The sequence below is a fragment of the Pseudomonas sp. B14-6 genome (genome assembly GCF_013260315.1).
Lineage (GTDB): Bacteria > Pseudomonadota > Gammaproteobacteria > Pseudomonadales > Pseudomonadaceae > Aquipseudomonas > Aquipseudomonas mandelii.
In genome coordinates this window covers 6,053,937-6,070,497 of the sequence record NZ_CP053929.1, presented here as the reverse complement: position 1 = coordinate 6,070,497, position 16,561 = coordinate 6,053,937, and the positions used below count along the sequence as shown (strand labels likewise).

Sequence of the window (16,561 nt, the reverse complement as noted above, 5' to 3'; positions counted from 1 at the left end):
CTAGCAGGAGCAGTAGCGCCCACAGGGGATTTGTTAACGCTGTAGATCCAATGTGGGGGCCAGTCTGCTGGCGATAGCGATTATGCAGTCGCCACTGCAACATCAGATTCACCCACAGCGACCAACCCTTCCTTCATCCGCTTCGAATCCCGAACAAAACACCGCGAAGCCAAAAACAGAAACACCATGGTGAAAAACAGCGCCACCGGGATCAAGTACATCGCGTCATGCAAGCCGACCGCCTTGAACGCCTCGGTCATTTGCTCGGTGCCTGCCGCGGCCATCGCCGTGTGCGCGAAGTGGTCGGACAAACCACCCACCACCACCGGCCCCAAACCACCGCCCAGCAAGTACAACCCGGCGAAGAACAGCGCCATCGCCGTGGCCCGCAAGCGCGGTTCGACCACGTCCTGAATCGCCGTGTAAACGCAGGTATAGAAGTTGTAAGCAAACAGCCAACCCACGCTGAACACTGCCACGAACACCCCGATCTCGATCCGTCCGGCCTGCAGCGCCCACGCGGTACACACCGTCGAGATGATCAGGCTGAACGCCGCAAACAGCAGGCGCCCATTGGCCACTCGCTGGTGAATCTTGTCGGCGACCCAGCCACCGAGCGTCAATCCGAACAAACCGGTCACGCCGACGATCACGCCGGTCGCCACCGCCGCTTCCTGCAACGGCATCAGGAAGTAACGCTGCAACATCGGCACCAGAAACGAGTTGCAGGCATAAGTAGCGAAGTTGAAGCACAACCCGGCCATGACCAGCCAAAGAAAGGTCGGCACTGCCAGAATTCGCCGGATCGGCTTGTCGACTTTCTCTTGCGAGACCTGCACGGTTTCTGCCGCGCCACGCTTCGGCTCTTTGATGAAGAACATGAAGATCGCGAGGATCAGCCCTGGCACCGCCGCGATGAAGAACGGTGCACGCCAGCTGTCGAACGCTTTGACCATTGCGCCAATGGTGAAGAACGCCAGCAGCAGGCCCAGTGGCAGACCGAGCATGAAAATGCCCATGGCCCGTGCGCGACGATGCGCCGGGAACAGGTCGCCGATCAGCGAGTTGGCGGCCGGCGCGTAACTGGCTTCGCCGACGCCGACGCCCATGCGCACGATCAGGAACGCCCAGAAATTGCCCACCAGACCATTGACCGCCGTCAGACCGCTCCACGCCGCCAGGCCCCAGCCCATCAGCTTGCTGCGCGAACCTGTATCGGCCATGCGCCCCAGGGGCAAGCCGGCAATGGCGTAGACGATGGTGAATGCAGTACCGATGATCCCCAGCTGAAAGTCGCTGAGGTGCCATTCCATGCGGATGGGTTCGATGATGATGGCCGGGATGGTGCGATCGAAGAAGTTGAACAGATTGGCCAGGAACAGCAGGAACAGAATGCGCCAGGCATTCGCCGCTTGGGTCGAGTTCTGCATGGGGGTCCGTCTCTTTTATTGTTATTGGGGCTTCGCTGTCCCCGGAACCTCCAATCTAGACAGGCCCGCCGGAGCTGTCTGTAATTATTCGTAATGCTGATATCAACCCATGGAGCCAAATCCAAACCTGTGGGAGCGAGCTGCTAGCGAAGAGGCCGGCACATTCAATACAGAGGGTGACTGATCCGCCGCTTTCGCGAGCAGGCTCGCTCCCACAAGGGATTCTGCAAGGCAAGTATTTCTCGCCATTGGTCACATGAAAAAATACTTTTTCGCCCCCTTCCCAAGTTCAAAGCGAAGCCTAGAATAGCGGCCTTGCCTGCCCCACCAATCCCCTATCCCTCTTTGATTATCGCCCATGTCCGAAGCCAGTCCGTGTCTGAATTGCGGTGCCTGCTGTTCTCATTTTCGCGTGTCTTTTTTCTGGGGTGAATGCACCTCGGCCGGGGGAACGGTGCCTGACGAGCTAGTCGCACCCATCAGCCCCAGCCGGGTGGCCATGCTGGGCACGGACTGCAAACCCACTCGCTGCGTCGGGCTGGTCGGCGAAGTCGGCAGCACCGTGCAATGCTCGATTTACGACCAACGTTCCAGCACCTGTCGGGAGTTCGACGCCTCCTGGGCCAACGGCGAGGCAAATGTGGATTGCGATGTGGCACGGGCAGCGTTCGGATTGCCGGCCCTGCAACCGGAATTCGAGTTCCCTTATGAGCAGATCGCCTGAATATCAGCGCCTGTAATTACAAAATGTTCGAATGCAATGTGCCACTACCGTTTGCACTCTTTGTGTGACCTCTATACTCCAAGACATTCGCCAGGGTTCATGGTGTCGGCTGGATAAATACGAGGCGTCCGATGGAGTGGCCAGCTTTATATTTCACGACTCAACTGCCTGAGACTGGCCAGGTCATCCTCAATTGCACCCATAACCCCTTTCTGGTGTTGCTGGCCTATGTGGTCGCCTGTGCGACCGGCTTCGCCACACTGGACATCACCGAGCGGATCGGCCACGCCGAGAAAGCGGCGTCCCAACGTCTGTGGCGCTGGGTTGGTGCCGGGTGTCTGGCGGGCGGTATCTGGGCCATGCACTTTGTCAGCATGCTGGCCTTCCAGGCCCCGATCGAAATCCATTATCAGTTACCCGTCACCCTGATCTCGTTGCTGTTTGCACTGACAGCTTCGTGGCTGGCGATGCATACCCTCAGCCATCCTCATCTGACTTTCTGGAAAACACTGCGGGCCGCGGTATGGATCGGCCTGGGTATCGCGACCATGCATTACGTGGGTATGGCCGCGATGCGCTCCTACGCAACGGCCTATTACAACCCTGCCCTGTTCGCGCTCTCTATCGTGATCGCAATTGGCGCCAGCCTGGCGGCCCTGTTGATTTCCCGTCACCTGTGCGAGGGCAGCGGCGTGGTTCATCAACTGCTCAAATACACCGCCAGCCTGGTGCTCGGAGCCGGCATCGTCAGCATGCATTTCACTGGCATGGCGGCGCTCAACCTGGTACTTCCCATCGATAGCCCCCAGCCACTGCCCGACGACAACACCCACCTGCAACTGGGGCTGACGGTGGCGGTAATGACCTTGCTGATCATCGGCAGCAGCATCAGCGCGGCATTGGCCGACAAGAAGCTGCAACACAAGGAATCCGACCTGAAGCGGGTCAACATCCTGCTCAGCCAACTGGATCAGGCGCGCTTGTCGCTGCAACAGGTGGCGCACTACGACGCGCTGACCAACCTGATCAACCGCCGTGGCTTCAATCAGATTTTCGCCGAAAAACTGCTCGAAAAGACCAACGAAGGCGGGATGCTTGCCGTGATGTTCCTAGACATCGACCACTTCAAGCGGATCAACGACAGCCTGGGCCATGACGCCGGCGATGAATTGCTCAAGGTCCTGGCCAGCCATATCAAGGATTCGGTACGCAGCCATGACGATGTGGTGGCGCGCTTTGGCGGGGACGAGTTCTGCATCCTCATCGGCCTGCATGACCTTGAAGAAGCCCGGAGCATGGCCCAACGCATCATGCTGAAGATGAAAGAGCCCATCGAGCTGTCCGGCCGCAGCATGGTCATGACCACCAGCATCGGCATCAGCGTTTTTCCGCAAGATGGTACGACCTGCGAGGAGCTGCTGAAAAACGCCGACCTGGCGCTTTACCAGTCCAAGGGCTGCGGGCGCAACGGGCTGCATTTTTTCAGTCCACACATGAAAAACCGTGCCACGCTGGAGCTGCAACTCGAAGAAGAACTGCGGTACGCCCTGCGCAACGACGCCGGTCTGATCCTTTATTACCAACCGATCTACGACCTGAAAAGCGGCCAGGTCACCAAACTCGAAGCGCTGATTCGCTGGCAACACCCGGTTCACGGGTTGCTGGCACCGGATCGGTTCATTGCCATTGCCGAGGCCAACGGCCTGATCAACGAACTGGATAACTGGGTATTGCACAAGGCCTGTGAGGACCTTGGAGTGCTGTCTCGCCAGGGGCGCGAAGAACTCAAGATCGCCGTGAACTGCTCGCCGCTGAACCTCGCCCGCGAAGAGTTGGCCGATGAAATCGAAAACGCCCTGCGCATCGCCGGAGTGTCACCACAACGGCTGGAACTCGAAGTCACCGAAAACGCGCTGATGGGCAATCTCGCCAACACCCTGGCGTTGTTGAAGCAGATCCGTTCTCTCGGCGTCTCGCTCTCGATCGACGACTTCGGCACGGGCTATTCATCCCTGGCCTACCTCAAGCGCCTGCCGCTGAACACACTGAAAATCGACCGCTCGTTCATTCAGGACATCCCCAAGGCCACCCAGGACATGGAAATCGTCCACGCCATTATCATCATGGCCCACACCCTGCATTTACAGGTCGTCAGCGAGGGCGTCGAAACGCCCGAGCAACATGACTTTCTCGAACGCCAGGGCTGCGACCTGGTTCAAGGCCACCTGCTCAGCCGCCCGGTACCGCTGGCCGAGCTGCCTGCGGTGCTGGCCGAAATCAATCAGCGCAAACATTCACGCAGTGTCAGTTCTCTGAGCCTGGCTACGGTACAACTGCACTAACGTCGACGGATCCTTTTCCAAAAAGCCCTGCCCCCCATGCAGGCGCATCAGTTGTGCGGCCAAGCCGCTGATCGGCGTGGCCGAGCCCTGTTCGCGGGAGAATTTCACCGCGGTGTCGAGGTCTTTGAGCAGCGTACGCACGTGCCACTTCACCGGCTCGAAACGACTCTCGGCCATTTGCGGGGCGAGGATCTGCAGCGGTTTTGAATCGGCGAACCCTCCCGCCAGCGCCTCGGCGATCAGGCTGGCGTCAACCCCGGAGCGCTCGGCCAGTGCCACCACTTCAGCAATCACCAGTGCATTGCAGGCAACGATCATCTGATTGCAGGCCTTGGTCACCTGCCCGGCGCCGACACCGCCCATGTGAGTCACCCGCTGACCGAGGTTCAACAGCACCGGCCTGACTCGCTCAAGGTCTGCCGCTTCGCCGCCGACCATAATGGCCAGGCTACCGGCCTCGGCACCGACGACCCCGCCGGACACCGGAGCGTCCAGCCAACGCATGCCGCATTGGTCGACAAGCGCCGATGCCATGTCCCGCGTCGCCGTCGGTTCCAGACTGGAAAAGTCCACCAGCAACTGACCGCTTTTCGCCCCCTCGGCAATGCCAGCCGGACCGAAAACCACTTCGCGCACCACCGCCGTGTCCGCCAGGCACAGCATCACAACTTCGGCGTGCCGAGCCAATTCGGCCGCTGTCGCCACTTGCAGGGCGCCGGCCTCGACCAACGCTGCGCACTTGGCCGGGTTGCGATTCCACACCGTCAGCGGATACCCCGCCGCCAACAGGCGGCGGCACATGGGCAAGCCCATCAGGCCGATTCCGGCAAAACTCAACGAAGGTAGCGTTGACATCATTTAGCCTTCTTTTTGATTAAAGATCGCAGAATATTGGCCGATTCATCATGACTAAGGAAAGGATTCCCCCGAGCGACGCTCAGGCTTAGTCCCTGACGCTTGGGCAAAATACGCGCTAAAAAAACGCGAGTTCCTATTCCGTGAAGGTTCGACGACACCGTGTCGCCGAGCTAACCAGCCCAGGTACATGGCGCCCAATGACCTCTAAAAATAATCCGGCCACTACGGTTTCCGACCTGACACTGAGCCCCGCGGCGAACAGCCCCTCATCGTCGAAGCCATTGATCCCGTCACGTCCTCTGGCCAGTCAGCAATACCTGTATTTCACCGAAACCAACACCGACCGCATCCTCGATAACCTCGATGGCCTGCGCGACATGGTGTTCCCGCGCCCACCGCACCTGGAAGGCGACAACGAACAGCACAGCGATCAGGAATTCCCGTCGGTGTGCCTGATCGGCCTGGGACGTTGCGGATCGAACATTGCGCTGGACGTCGCGGAGCTGGTGTACAACGCCCGCAAGTTTTACCTCAACGAATTCAACAACGAAGACCGCCTGTCGCCGGACAAACGTTACGCCGAAAAGGGTTACAGCCCGGCGCAGTGGATTCGCAACAACCTGCGCCTGGGGCCGAACAAGGCCACCAAACCGGTGTTCCTGGTCGAGCCGCTGGTGATGCTCGGCGACCTGGACAAAGACATCGCCGGTCGCATCCGTTTCTCGCGCAAGGGCGAAAAGAGTGGCTTCCTGCGCGACTACAGCAAAATGAAGATCATGGACTTGTCGGAAGTCCACGCCGGTGGCGCCGGTAACGCGCCGATCCTCGGTCAATACCTGGCCAAGATCATCCTGAACAAGGACACCCAGCGTTTCTCCAGCCCGGACTGGAAAATGATTCACTCGTACCTGATCGACAGCTGCGGGATCAAGGCCAACCAGTCGCGCCTGTATTTCTCGATCTTCAGTGCCGGCGGCGGTACCGGTTCGGGCATGGCCTCGGAATTCGGCCTGGCCCAGCAACACTCGTACATGAACAAGACGTTCGACACCAAGCCGATGGATGAACACGACGGCAAGAGTGGTCACTCCTTCGTCTTCGAGCCGATCTTCACCAGCGGCATCTGCGTGCTGCCGAACATTTCCGATCACCGCAGCGAAATGTCCGAGGCGCTGCACATCAACGCCGGTCGCCTGCTGTGCAAATACCTGTCGGAAGAGTGGGACTTCTCCTATAACTTCGCCAACGAAGACAGCAGCGAAGCCAGCGTCATGGGCCGGATCCGCCCATGGAACGCCATGATGCTGATCTCCAACGACATCATGCGGTATGCCGAAGAAAGCGATGACGGCAACATTCAGAACATCGACGTCAACGCGATGGAAAAGCACGCCAACCAATACATCTCGCAGCAGATCTTCAACATTCTGACGGCGCAGGCGGTCACGACTGACTACGACCAGAACTATTTCCGTCGCGCTGGCATCGACATCGGCGAAACCATTCGCCTCGACGCCAACGACCTGTTCATGAGCCTGGCCGGCCCGGTGGCGATTGCCTACGCCGAGTCCGTGGTGCCGGAAACCCCGCCGCCGAGCAGCGACAAGTTCAAGGTGTTCGAGAAAGAGCCACAGCGTCTGAACATCGACGACCTGTTCTTCCGTTCCATCGACCTGCCGCACTTCAACAAAGTGACCCAGGCGATCGAAGGCATCAGCCTGTTGCCGATCGAGTCCAAGCGCTATCGGGCCTCGCTGGAGCAGTACAAGAATTCCGGTTACGACGCGGCCGCGTTGCACGACCTGCACTTCTTCAAGAACTGCTCGTCGGTGGTGTCGATTGTCTCGCTGCCGAAAGACTACAAGCTGTCCTACATGGACTTGAACCGGTTGAAGACCCACCTCAACAGCCTGTTCCCCAACACTACGCTCAAGCGTTATGCCCTGGTGATCGGCGCTTCGGCCAACTTGTCGCTGACCACCCTGATTGCCAAGAGCCCGTGCCTGTCGGACGACTTCCTGACGCTGATCGTGGCCTTCATCAAGCGCTGCTTCGCGAAGAACCCGTACCGCTTCGACGACACCCTGGATAACTCGATCCTCGACTTCATCATCAATGAAGACTTCGACGAAGACCTGATCGACGATCTGCTGAACGAGTTCGAGAACCCGGCGAAGATCCTCGACACCAACTGGTACGCGATCAAACCGATGTACGAGAAGAAGTACCGCGAGCTGATCAACGACAAGGACAAATTCGTCTCGATCAACGACATTCGCCTGTCGCGCGACTGCGTGAAGAAGGCGATCAAGTACCTGCGTGAGATCTACCGTCACCGGATTGGCAAGACCAAGGTTATTTCGCTGAATAACCATACCGGTAAAACCTTCTAAAACCGCGTCGCGCCCAATCGCGAGCAGGCTCGCTCCCACAGGGATCGCATTTCTTCTGAAGAAACGCGGTTAACTGTGGGAGCGAGCCTGCTCGCGATGGCGGCATCGGATTCACCGAAAAACCCAACATCCAGAAACAATTAAGCAGCCCGAACGCTGCTCAATAAACTGTTCCCGTTACGTTTACGTCACCCTCGCCAAGACCCTTCTGTGGCCTTTCTCTACGGCAACATGCCATCACGCTACTCACCTACACACTTTTGGTCGCCCGCCAGGCGCACCAATAAAGTGCGGACAGTCAGCTCGTCGCCCTTTCCTGGATCAGAATCCACGGCGAAACCACCACAGCCCACAGCTGCGGGTCGCGTTCAAAAAGATCCAGCGCCCGCGTTTCAGACAGCTTGGCGACCTTGTCGGCAGCCAGCCAGGCAGCCACTTTCTCGCCTTCATCCGTCGCAACAGCTTGGGCAGCAGCGATCAAATCCAGGCCGGGATCGACCCACAATAGGGCACCCTTGGCAAAGAAGGGCTCCAACTCTTTCCACGTAATAGATGCGGTTTCACCAAGCAGCTTGGCATAGAGGGTGCTAGGTTCTTCATTCATGGGCACTGTCCGGAAAAGAAATCGACGCGAATGATAACGTCGGTGGTCTGGCAGAAAAACCCGGATGCAATTGAGTCACCGAAAGAAAAGAGCAGGAAAGCCAGGGAATGCTGCTGAATCAAGCAATTAGCCAGCTAACATCCCGCCGCTATTCTGTCTTTTTCTTTCAATTAAGCGACACCCTCAGGTTTTGCCCCCCGGCGCCAGCTTCCCAGGCTAACAATTGGCGCTCTACACTGTACCGGTACAGTTGTCGGGGGCATTTTCCGGAGGATATCGAAGATATCTGACCCGGTTCTGCTGCTACGGCGCCAGGACTATAAAAACTACAACAGTAAGAGTGGAGCACTATGACTAAGGCTACTAAGCAGATTTCCAAACTGTTTGCCGCTATGGTTCTGGCCGGGGTTGCCAGCCATTCGTTCGCAGCTGACACCATCAAGATCGGCATCGCCGGCCCTAAAACCGGCCCTGTAGCCCAATACGGCGACATGCAGTTCAGTGGCGCCAAAATGGCCATCGAACAGATCAACGCCAAAGGCGGCGTAGACGGCAAGAAACTCGAAGCCGTTGAATACGATGACGCCTGTGATCCAAAACAAGCGGTAGCGGTCGCGAACAAAGTCGTCAACGACGGCGTCAAGTTCGTGGTCGGTCACCTGTGCTCCAGCTCCACCCAACCGGCTTCGGACATTTACGAAGACGAAGGCGTGATCATGATCACCCCGGCTGCCACCAGCCCGGACATCACCGCCCGTGGTTACAAAATGGTGTTCCGCACCATCGGTCTGGACAGCGCCCAAGGCCCTGCCGCCGGTAACTACATCGCCGACTTCGTAAAACCGAAGATCGTTGCTGTCCTGCACGACAAACAGCAATACGGTGAAGGCATCGCCACCGCCGTTAAACAAACCCTCGAGAAAAAAGGCACCAAGGTTGCCGTGTTCGAAGGCATCAACGCCGGCGACAAGGACTTCTCGTCGATCATCCAGAAACTCAAGCAAGCCAACGTCGACTTCGTTTACTACGGTGGCTACCACCCTGAGCTGGGTCTGATCCTGCGCCAGGCGGATGAAAAAGGCCTGAAAGCCAAGTTCATGGGTCCGGAAGGCGTGGGTAACGACTCGATCTCGCAGATCGCTCAGAAAGCTTCGGAAGGTCTGCTGGTGACGCTGCCGAAATCCTTCGACCAGGATCCGGCCAACATCGCCTTGGCTGATGCGTTCAAAGCGAAGAAAGAAGACCCGAGCGGTCCGTTCGTGTTCCCGGCCTACTCGGCTGTGGAAGTGATTGCCGAAGGCATCAAGGCCGCCAAGTCCGAAGACACTGCCAAAGTGGCTGCTGCCATCCACGCAGGCACCTTCAAGACGCCTACCGGCGACCTGAGCTTCGACGACAAGGGCGACCTGAAAGACTTCAAATTTGTGGTTTACGAGTGGCACTTCGGCAAACCAAAAACTGAAGCCAAGCCTCAGTAAGGCGTTGCCTGACTGACTGCCAATAAAGCCCACGGCGTGCCGTGGGCTTTGTTTTACGAATGTATTGGGCCGCGCTGGCGTGATCCGCCAGTCTCCCCACCTGAAAATCTCAAAACCGTCATCAGCGGTTCGCTGGCAAACCTCGCGTTCGAAGTGGATGCAGATCCACGGGGCTCGAGCGGGAAAATGACTCCACCAGTGAAATGCGTATCAGGTTTTTAGGAGCGCTGTAATGCCTGACATCTATCACTTCCTCCAACAGCTGGTTAATGGCCTGACCATTGGCAGTACGTATGCCCTGATCGCCATCGGCTATACGATGGTTTACGGCATCATTGGAATGATCAACTTCGCCCACGGCGAGGTGTACATGATCGGCTCCTACGTGGCGTTCATCGCCATCGCCGGGTTGGCCATGCTGGGACTCGACAGCGTTCCGCTGTTGATTACCGCTGCTTTCATCGCGACCATCGTCGTGACCAGTGCCTACGGTTACAGCATCGAACGCGTCGCCTACCGCCCTTTGCGCGGCAGCAACCGTCTGATCCCGCTGATTTCCGCCATCGGCATGTCGATCTTCCTGCAGAACACGGTTCTGCTGGCGCAAGACTCCAAGGACAAATCCATAGCCAACCTGATCCCCGGCAGCTTCACCTTCGGGCCAGGTGGCGCACATGAAGTGCTGATTTCCTACATGCAAATCGTGGTATTCGTGGTGACCTTCGTCGCCATGCTCGGCTTGACAATGTTCATCTCCCGCTCTCGTCTCGGACGTGCCTGCCGCGCCTGTGCCGAAGACATCAAGATGGCCAACTTGCTGGGCATCAATACCAACAACATCATCGCCCTGACCTTCGTCATCGGTGCCGCATTGGCGGCCATCGCGGCCGTCTTGTTGAGCATGCAATACGGTGTGATCAACCCGAACGCCGGGTTCCTCGTTGGACTCAAGGCGTTCACCGCAGCGGTACTGGGCGGTATCGGCAGCATCCCGGGAGCCATGCTCGGCGGGCTGGTATTAGGGGTGGCGGAAGCCTTTGGTGCCGATATCTTCGGCGACCAGTACAAGGACGTCGTGGCTTTCGGCTTGTTGGTTCTGGTTCTGTTGTTCCGGCCGACCGGCATCCTTGGCCGTCCGGAGGTTGAAAAAGTATGACTAGGAATCTTAAACAGGCACTGTTCAGTGCTTTGCTGGTGTGGGCCGTGGCCTACCCGGTACTGGGTCTGAAACTGACCATCGTCGGCATCCACCTCGAAGTGCACGGCACCAGCAGCGCCACACTGATCACTATCGCGGTGTGCTCGGTGCTGATGTTCCTGCGGGTGCTGTTCGATCAACAGATCAGCTCGGCCTGGCGCTCGTCGCCAAACATGCCGCTGATTCCGGCCAAGGCCAGTAACTTCCTGACCCTGCCGACCACCCAACGCTGGATCATCATTGCGCTGATCGCCGGTGCCCTGGTCTGGCCGTTCTTCGGCTCTCGTGGTGCGGTGGATATCGCCACGCTGGTGCTGATCTACGTGATGCTCGGCCTCGGCCTGAACATCGTGGTCGGCCTGGCCGGCCTGCTCGACCTGGGTTACGTCGGCTTCTATGCCGTCGGGGCGTACAGCTATGCATTGCTGTCGCACTATCTGGGTCTGGGCTTCTGGATCTGTCTGCCGATCGCCGGCCTGATGGCGGCCACTTTCGGTTTCCTGCTCGGCTTCCCGGTACTGCGTCTGCGCGGCGACTACCTGGCGATCGTGACCCTGGGCTTTGGTGAAATCATCCGTCTGTTCCTGCGTAACCTCACCGATATCACTGGTGGCCCGAACGGCATCAGCAACATCGAGAAGCCGACGTTCTTCGGGCTCACCTTCGAGCGCAAAGCGGCAGAAGGCATGCAGACGTTCCACGAGTACTTCGGCCTGGCCTATAACTCGATCAACAAGGTGATTTTCCTGTACCTGGTTGCACTGCTGCTGGCCCTGGCTGCGCTGTTCGTGATCAACCGTTTGCTGCGCATGCCGATCGGCCGTGCGTGGGAAGCGTTGCGTGAAGACGAGATCGCCTGCCGTGCGCTGGGTCTGAATCCTACGGTCATCAAGCTTTCCGCCTTCACCCTGGGCGCCGCCTTCGCAGGTTTCGCCGGCAGTTTCTTCGCTGCCCGTCAGGGCCTTGTGACACCGGAGTCGTTCACCTTCATCGAGTCGGCGATCATCCTCGCCATCGTCGTATTGGGTGGCATGGGCTCGCAGTTGGGTGTGATCCTGGCCGCCGTGGTGATGATCCTGCTGCCGGAAATGATGCGTGAGTTCAGTGAGTACCGCATGTTGATGTTCGGCGCCTTGATGGTGCTGATGATGATCTGGCGTCCTCAAGGCCTGCTGCCCATGCAACGTCCTCACATGGAGCTGCGCAAATGAGCCGCGAGATCCTTAAAGTCGAAAATCTGAGCATGCGCTTCGGCGGCTTGCTGGCGGTCAACGGCGTGGCCCTGACCGTGAAAGAAAAACAGGTGGTTGCATTGATCGGCCCTAACGGCGCCGGCAAAACCACGGTGTTCAACTGCCTGACCGGTTTTTACAAGCCGAGTGGTGGCAGCATCCTGCTGGACGGCGAGCCGATCGAAGGCCTGCCGGGCCACAAGATCGCCCTCAAAGGCGTGGTGCGCACCTTCCAGAACGTGCGGTTGTTCAAGGACATGACCGCGGTCGAGAACCTCTTGATCGCGCAACACCGTCACCTGAACACCAACTTCCTGTCTGGTCTGTTCAAGACCCCGGCATTCCGCAAAAGCGAACGCGAGGCCATGGAGTTTGCCGAGTTCTGGCTGGATAAGGTCAACCTCACGCAGTTCGCCAACCGCCCGGCCGGCACCCTGGCCTACGGTCAGCAACGCCGTCTGGAAATCGCTCGCTGCATGATGACCCGCCCGCGGATCCTCATGCTCGACGAACCGGCCGCCGGCCTGAACCCGAAGGAAACCGAGGACCTCAAGGCGCTGATCAGCATGCTGCGTGAAGAGCACAACGTCACCGTGCTGCTGATCGAACACGACATGAAACTGGTCATGAGCATTTCCGACCACATCGTCGTGATCAACCAGGGCACGCCTCTGGCCGACGGCACGCCGGAACAGATCCGCGACAATCCTGAAGTGATCAAAGCCTACCTGGGGGAAGCGTAAATGCTGCAATTTGAAAACGTTTCCACCTTCTACGGCAAGATCCAGGCGCTGCACAGCGTCAACGTCGAAGTCCGCCAGGGCGAGATCGTGACCCTGATCGGCGCCAACGGTGCCGGCAAGTCGACCTTGCTGATGACCCTCTGCGGTTCGCCGCAAGCCCACAGCGGCAGCATCCGCTACATGGGTGAAGAGCTCGTCGGCCAAGACTCGTCGCAGATCATGCGTAAAAGCATTGCGGTCGTGCCGGAAGGTCGTCGAGTGTTCGCCCGCCTGACCGTGGAAGAGAACCTGTCCATGGGCGGATTCTTTACCAGCAAGGGCGATTATCAGGAACAGATGGACAAGGTTCTCGGACTTTTCCCACGCCTGAAAGAACGCTTTGCCCAACGCGGCGGCACCATGTCCGGCGGCGAACAGCAAATGCTCGCCATCGGCCGTGCGCTGATGAGCAAACCCAAACTGCTGCTGCTCGACGAGCCATCGTTGGGCCTGGCACCGATCATCATCCAGCAGATCTTCGACATCATCGAACAGCTGCGCAAGGATGGCGTGACGGTGTTTCTGGTAGAGCAGAACGCCAACCAGGCGCTGAAAATTGCCGACCGTGCCTACGTTCTGGAGAACGGCCGGGTGGTGATGACCGGCACGGGGGAAGCACTGCTGACTGATCCGAAAGTGCGCGAAGCGTATCTCGGCGGCTAAGCAATTGCGGTAAACAAAAAACGGCCTTCGGGCCGTTTTTTTTTGTGCCCGCCATAAACCTTCACGGCAATAAAGACCCCCTGTGGGAGCGAACCTGCTCGCGATAGCGGAGTGTCAGTCAACAAAACCGTTGAAGGCGAAACAGCTATCGCGAGCAGGCTCACTCCCACAAGGGGTCGGTGGTGTTTTGAGGTTTTTTAAAAAGTTTTGCACTGGGCTGTAACGCATCGCGATGACCTCTCTCTAGAGGGGTAAGCCAGCACACACGCGGCTTACCAAAACTCAAACAACGGAGAAACATCATGACTGCTACCACCCGCACCCTGTCCGCCACCGCCCTCGTTCTGGCCCTTGGTTCTGCGCTGAGCATGGCCGCTGTCTCCACCGTCCAGGCCGCCGACAACAGCAACATGGAAAAATGCTTCGGCGTGGCCATGAAAGGTCATAACGATTGCGCCGCAGGTGCAGGCACCACCTGCGCCGGTACTGCCAAGATGGACCACCAGGCAAACGCCTGGAAACTCGTTCCGAAAGGCACTTGCGCCACCACCGAAAGCAAAACCTCGCCGACCGGTTTCGGTCAGATGGAAGCCTTCAAAGCCAAAGCCTGATCCGCCTCCCAGCCTGAGTGTCGACCATGAACAATTCACTGTTCGGGCTCCCGCCCCGCGCCGGGCTGGGGCTCAAGACCGGGCACTTGCGTGAAGTGCTCGGTTCAAAGCCGGACATCGGCTTCTTCGAAGTCCACGCCGAAAACTACATGGTGGCCGGCGGCCCTTTTCATCATTACCTGGGGTTGATCCGCGAGCAGTATCCGCTGTCGCTGCATGGCGTTGGCCTGTCCATCGGTGCCGAAGGTCCGCTGGATGTTCAACACCTGCAACGCCTTGCCGAGCTGATCGAGCGCTACCAACCCCACTCCTTTTCCGAACACCTGGCCTGGTCCAGCCATGGCCCGGTGTTTCTCAATGACTTGCTGCCACTGGCCTACGACAACGCGACGTTGAACCGCGTCTGCGAACACATCGACCAGGTGCAAACCACTCTCAAACGCCCAATGCTGCTGGAGAACCCGGCGACGTACCTGGCGTTCAAACGCTCGACGATCGATGAGGCCGACTTCATCAGCGAAGTCATTCGCCGCACAGGCTGCGGGCTGTTGCTGGACGTGAACAACGTTTACGTGTCGAGCATCAATCATCAACGCGATCCTGTGGCCTACATCGATGCCCTGCCCCTTCATGCCGTCGGCGAGATTCATCTGGCCGGATTTGCCGAAGACACCGACAGCCTCGGTGACCGTCTGTTGATCGACGATCACGGCGCGCCCATCGACAACGCCGTGTGGGCGCTGTACGTGCAAGTGCTGGAGCGTGTCGGACCAGTAGCAACGCTGATCGAACGCGACAATCAGGTGCCAGCCTTCGGCGTATTACACGCCGAAGCGCGTCAGGCCGATGAGTTGTTGCGATGCGCCGAGGTCCGGTCATGAGCAATCACGCCGATTTCGCCGCCGCCCTGCTTGATCCGGAGCGGCCCTGCCCTGACGGATTATTCAGCGTCAATGGCGCCGATCCGGCCAGCCGTTTCGCGGTGTATCGCAACAATGTGCAGGCCTCGCTGATCAACGCGTTGGCGGACAGTTACCCCGTGGTTGTGCAATTGGTCGGCGATGAATTCTTCCGGGCCATGGCCGGTGTTCATGTGCAAGGCTCCCCGCCCCGCAGCCCGCTGATGAATGACTACGGGCATGATTTCGCAGCCTTCATCGAAGGCTTTGCGCCCGCCGCCAGCGTGCCGTATCTGGCCGATGTCGCCCGATTGGAGCGCCTGCGCGTCATCGCGTATCACGCGGCCGATGCGCAGCCCCTGGAGCATGAACAGATCGCCGCAGCACTGGTCGACCCGCAAGCCCTGAGCGAGCTCACCGTCGAACTTCATCCCTCTCTCAACCTGTTGAGTTCTGCCTTCGCGGTGGTGGCGATCTGGGCGGCGCATCAACAGGAAACAACGCTGGCGGGGATTGACCTGAGCCAGGGACAACACGCGCTGGTGTTACGCAATGGCCTGGACGTTGAAGTATTCGCCCTTGATCAAGGTGCCAGCGCGTTCATTCAGAATCTGCAAAACGGCCAGTCACTGATGCAGGCGCTGGAAGCCGCCCCCGCCTTCGACCTCAGCCAAACCCTGGCGCTGCTGATCAGCCGCAACGCCATCACTCACTTGCATAACAACAAGGTATCGCCATGAACATCCGGACCGAATCACAGAACCCCATCGTTCGCGCCATCGCGTTACTGGAGATGATTCCCCGCAGTCTGATCGCCTTTATCGCGCGCTTCTCGATTGCGGCAGTGTTCTGGAAGTCCGGGCAAACCAAGGTCGAAGGCCTGGCCATCGACCTGTTTGACGGCTCCTTCCAGCTTGGCGTGCCGCATCTGGCGGACTCGACCATCCCGCTGTTCCAGAGCGAGTACCACGTGCCATTGCTGTCCCCGGAACTGGCGGCGCACCTGGCCGCCTTCGCCGAGCATGTCTTCCCGATGCTGATCCTGATCGGCTTCGCCACGCGATTTTCGGCGCTGGCTTTGCTGGGCATGACCCTGACCATTCAACTGTTCGTGTACCCCGACGCCTACCCGACCCATGGCACTTGGGCGGCGGTGTTGCTGTACCTGATGGCGACCGGGCCGGGGAAATTGTCGATCGATCATCTGATCGCCCGACATTTCGCCCGGTAAACACCTTCCCCTGTGGGTGTGAGCCTGCTCGCGATAGCGCTGTGTCAGTCAACATCAATGCTGGATGTCACACCGCTATCGCGAGCAGGCTCACCCCTACAAGGGGTTGGATGTGG

General features: G+C 58.7%; 15 protein-coding genes. 12 read left to right on the top strand and 3 right to left on the bottom strand.

The window, feature by feature from the left end; genetic code table 11:
- Positions 1-80 precede the first annotated feature (80 nt).
- On the bottom strand, positions 81-1,430 hold the full coding sequence (locus HP062_RS27695) for an MFS transporter (protein WP_010462564.1): 1,350 nt from the start codon (positions 1,428-1,430) through the stop codon (positions 81-83).
- A 358-nt stretch (positions 1,431-1,788) separates the two neighbouring features.
- On the opposite strand from HP062_RS27695, the gene HP062_RS27690 reads away from it, so the two are divergent.
- Together HP062_RS27690 and HP062_RS27685 are read left to right on the top strand one after the other, a co-directional pair.
- Positions 1,789-2,154, top strand: a complete 366-nt coding sequence (locus tag HP062_RS27690; RefSeq protein WP_172792358.1) for a YkgJ family cysteine cluster protein — start codon at positions 1,789-1,791, stop codon at positions 2,152-2,154.
- A 131-nt stretch (positions 2,155-2,285) separates the two neighbouring features.
- A complete protein-coding gene (locus HP062_RS27685; RefSeq protein WP_154503399.1) occupies positions 2,286-4,496 on the top strand; it encodes a bifunctional diguanylate cyclase/phosphodiesterase in 2,211 nt (736 codons plus the stop codon).
- On the opposite strand, the gene HP062_RS27680 is transcribed toward HP062_RS27685, so the two are convergent.
- Positions 4,449-5,354 carry an NAD(P)-dependent oxidoreductase gene (locus HP062_RS27680; protein ID WP_172792357.1) on the bottom strand — a complete coding sequence of 302 codons (906 nt, stop codon included), beginning with the start codon at positions 5,352-5,354 and terminating at the stop codon, positions 4,449-4,451. The two genes, HP062_RS27685 and HP062_RS27680, sit on opposite strands and share 48 nt — an antisense overlap.
- A gap of 197 nt (positions 5,355-5,551) precedes the next feature.
- On the opposite strand from HP062_RS27680, the gene HP062_RS27675 reads away from it, so the two are divergent.
- On the top strand, positions 5,552-7,747 hold the full coding sequence (locus HP062_RS27675; protein ID WP_077749561.1) for a hypothetical protein: 2,196 nt from the start codon (positions 5,552-5,554) through the stop codon (positions 7,745-7,747).
- Positions 7,748-8,045: 298 nt separating this feature from the next.
- On the opposite strand, the gene HP062_RS27670 is transcribed toward HP062_RS27675, so the two are convergent.
- Entirely contained in the window at positions 8,046-8,351 is a 306-nt protein-coding gene (locus tag HP062_RS27670; RefSeq protein ID WP_010462574.1) for a DUF2288 domain-containing protein, read from the bottom strand.
- Positions 8,352-8,701: 350 nt separating this feature from the next.
- Between HP062_RS27670 and HP062_RS27665 the strand changes: the two genes are divergently transcribed.
- The 9 genes from HP062_RS27665 (at position 8,702) to HP062_RS27625 (ending at position 16,445) form a co-directional block, all read left to right on the top strand.
- Positions 8,702-9,829 (top strand): branched-chain amino acid ABC transporter substrate-binding protein, encoded by a 1,128-nt coding sequence (locus HP062_RS27665; protein ID WP_010462576.1) that lies wholly within the window; start codon positions 8,702-8,704, stop codon positions 9,827-9,829.
- Between the two features lie 232 nt (positions 9,830-10,061).
- Positions 10,062-10,985, top strand: coding sequence for a high-affinity branched-chain amino acid ABC transporter permease LivH (gene livH / locus HP062_RS27660; protein WP_010462578.1), 924 nt, complete (start codon positions 10,062-10,064; stop codon positions 10,983-10,985).
- The gene (locus HP062_RS27655) at positions 10,982-12,238 is read left to right on the top strand and encodes a high-affinity branched-chain amino acid ABC transporter permease LivM (RefSeq protein ID WP_010462580.1); all 1,257 of its coding nucleotides are present in this window, start codon (positions 10,982-10,984) and stop codon (positions 12,236-12,238) included. The genes livH and HP062_RS27655 overlap by 4 nt, the downstream gene beginning before the upstream one ends.
- Positions 12,235-13,002, top strand: a complete 768-nt coding sequence (livG, locus tag HP062_RS27650) for a high-affinity branched-chain amino acid ABC transporter ATP-binding protein LivG (RefSeq protein ID WP_010462581.1) — start codon at positions 12,235-12,237, stop codon at positions 13,000-13,002. The genes HP062_RS27655 and livG overlap by 4 nt, the downstream gene beginning before the upstream one ends.
- Entirely contained in the window at positions 13,003-13,704 is a 702-nt protein-coding gene (locus HP062_RS27645; protein WP_010462583.1) for an ABC transporter ATP-binding protein, read from the top strand.
- Positions 13,705-14,006: 302 nt separating this feature from the next.
- A complete protein-coding gene (locus HP062_RS27640; protein ID WP_010462585.1) occupies positions 14,007-14,315 on the top strand; it encodes a DUF2282 domain-containing protein in 309 nt (102 codons plus the stop codon).
- Positions 14,316-14,341: 26 nt separating this feature from the next.
- Positions 14,342-15,196 carry a DUF692 domain-containing protein gene (locus HP062_RS27635; protein WP_172792356.1) on the top strand — a complete coding sequence of 285 codons (855 nt, stop codon included), beginning with the start codon at positions 14,342-14,344 and terminating at the stop codon, positions 15,194-15,196.
- Positions 15,193-15,954, top strand: a complete 762-nt coding sequence (locus tag HP062_RS27630; RefSeq protein ID WP_172792355.1) for a DUF2063 domain-containing protein — start codon at positions 15,193-15,195, stop codon at positions 15,952-15,954. Before HP062_RS27635 ends, HP062_RS27630 begins: the two co-directional genes overlap by 4 nt.
- On the top strand, positions 15,951-16,445 hold the full coding sequence (locus HP062_RS27625) for a DoxX family protein (protein ID WP_077749563.1): 495 nt from the start codon (positions 15,951-15,953) through the stop codon (positions 16,443-16,445). The genes HP062_RS27630 and HP062_RS27625 overlap by 4 nt, the downstream gene beginning before the upstream one ends.
- The last annotated feature ends 116 nt before the right edge of the window (positions 16,446-16,561 follow it).

Coding starts and splice junctions, on each gene's coding strand:
- HP062_RS27695 (WP_010462564.1), bottom strand. CDS start 1,430: ATGCAGAACTCGACCCAAGCGGCGAATGCCTGGCGCATTCTGTTCCTG.
- HP062_RS27690 (WP_172792358.1), top strand. CDS start 1,789: ATGTCCGAAGCCAGTCCGTGTCTGAATTGCGGTGCCTGCTGTTCTCAT.
- HP062_RS27685 (WP_154503399.1), top strand. CDS start 2,286: ATGGAGTGGCCAGCTTTATATTTCACGACTCAACTGCCTGAGACTGGC.
- HP062_RS27680 (WP_172792357.1), bottom strand. CDS start 5,354: ATGATGTCAACGCTACCTTCGTTGAGTTTTGCCGGAATCGGCCTGATG.
- HP062_RS27675 (WP_077749561.1), top strand. CDS start 5,552: ATGACCTCTAAAAATAATCCGGCCACTACGGTTTCCGACCTGACACTG.
- HP062_RS27670 (WP_010462574.1), bottom strand. CDS start 8,351: ATGAATGAAGAACCTAGCACCCTCTATGCCAAGCTGCTTGGTGAAACC.
- HP062_RS27665 (WP_010462576.1), top strand. CDS start 8,702: ATGACTAAGGCTACTAAGCAGATTTCCAAACTGTTTGCCGCTATGGTT.
- livH (WP_010462578.1), top strand. CDS start 10,062: ATGCCTGACATCTATCACTTCCTCCAACAGCTGGTTAATGGCCTGACC.
- HP062_RS27655 (WP_010462580.1), top strand. CDS start 10,982: ATGACTAGGAATCTTAAACAGGCACTGTTCAGTGCTTTGCTGGTGTGG.
- livG (WP_010462581.1), top strand. CDS start 12,235: ATGAGCCGCGAGATCCTTAAAGTCGAAAATCTGAGCATGCGCTTCGGC.
- HP062_RS27645 (WP_010462583.1), top strand. CDS start 13,003: ATGCTGCAATTTGAAAACGTTTCCACCTTCTACGGCAAGATCCAGGCG.
- HP062_RS27640 (WP_010462585.1), top strand. CDS start 14,007: ATGACTGCTACCACCCGCACCCTGTCCGCCACCGCCCTCGTTCTGGCC.
- HP062_RS27635 (WP_172792356.1), top strand. CDS start 14,342: ATGAACAATTCACTGTTCGGGCTCCCGCCCCGCGCCGGGCTGGGGCTC.
- HP062_RS27630 (WP_172792355.1), top strand. CDS start 15,193: ATGAGCAATCACGCCGATTTCGCCGCCGCCCTGCTTGATCCGGAGCGG.
- HP062_RS27625 (WP_077749563.1), top strand. CDS start 15,951: ATGAACATCCGGACCGAATCACAGAACCCCATCGTTCGCGCCATCGCG.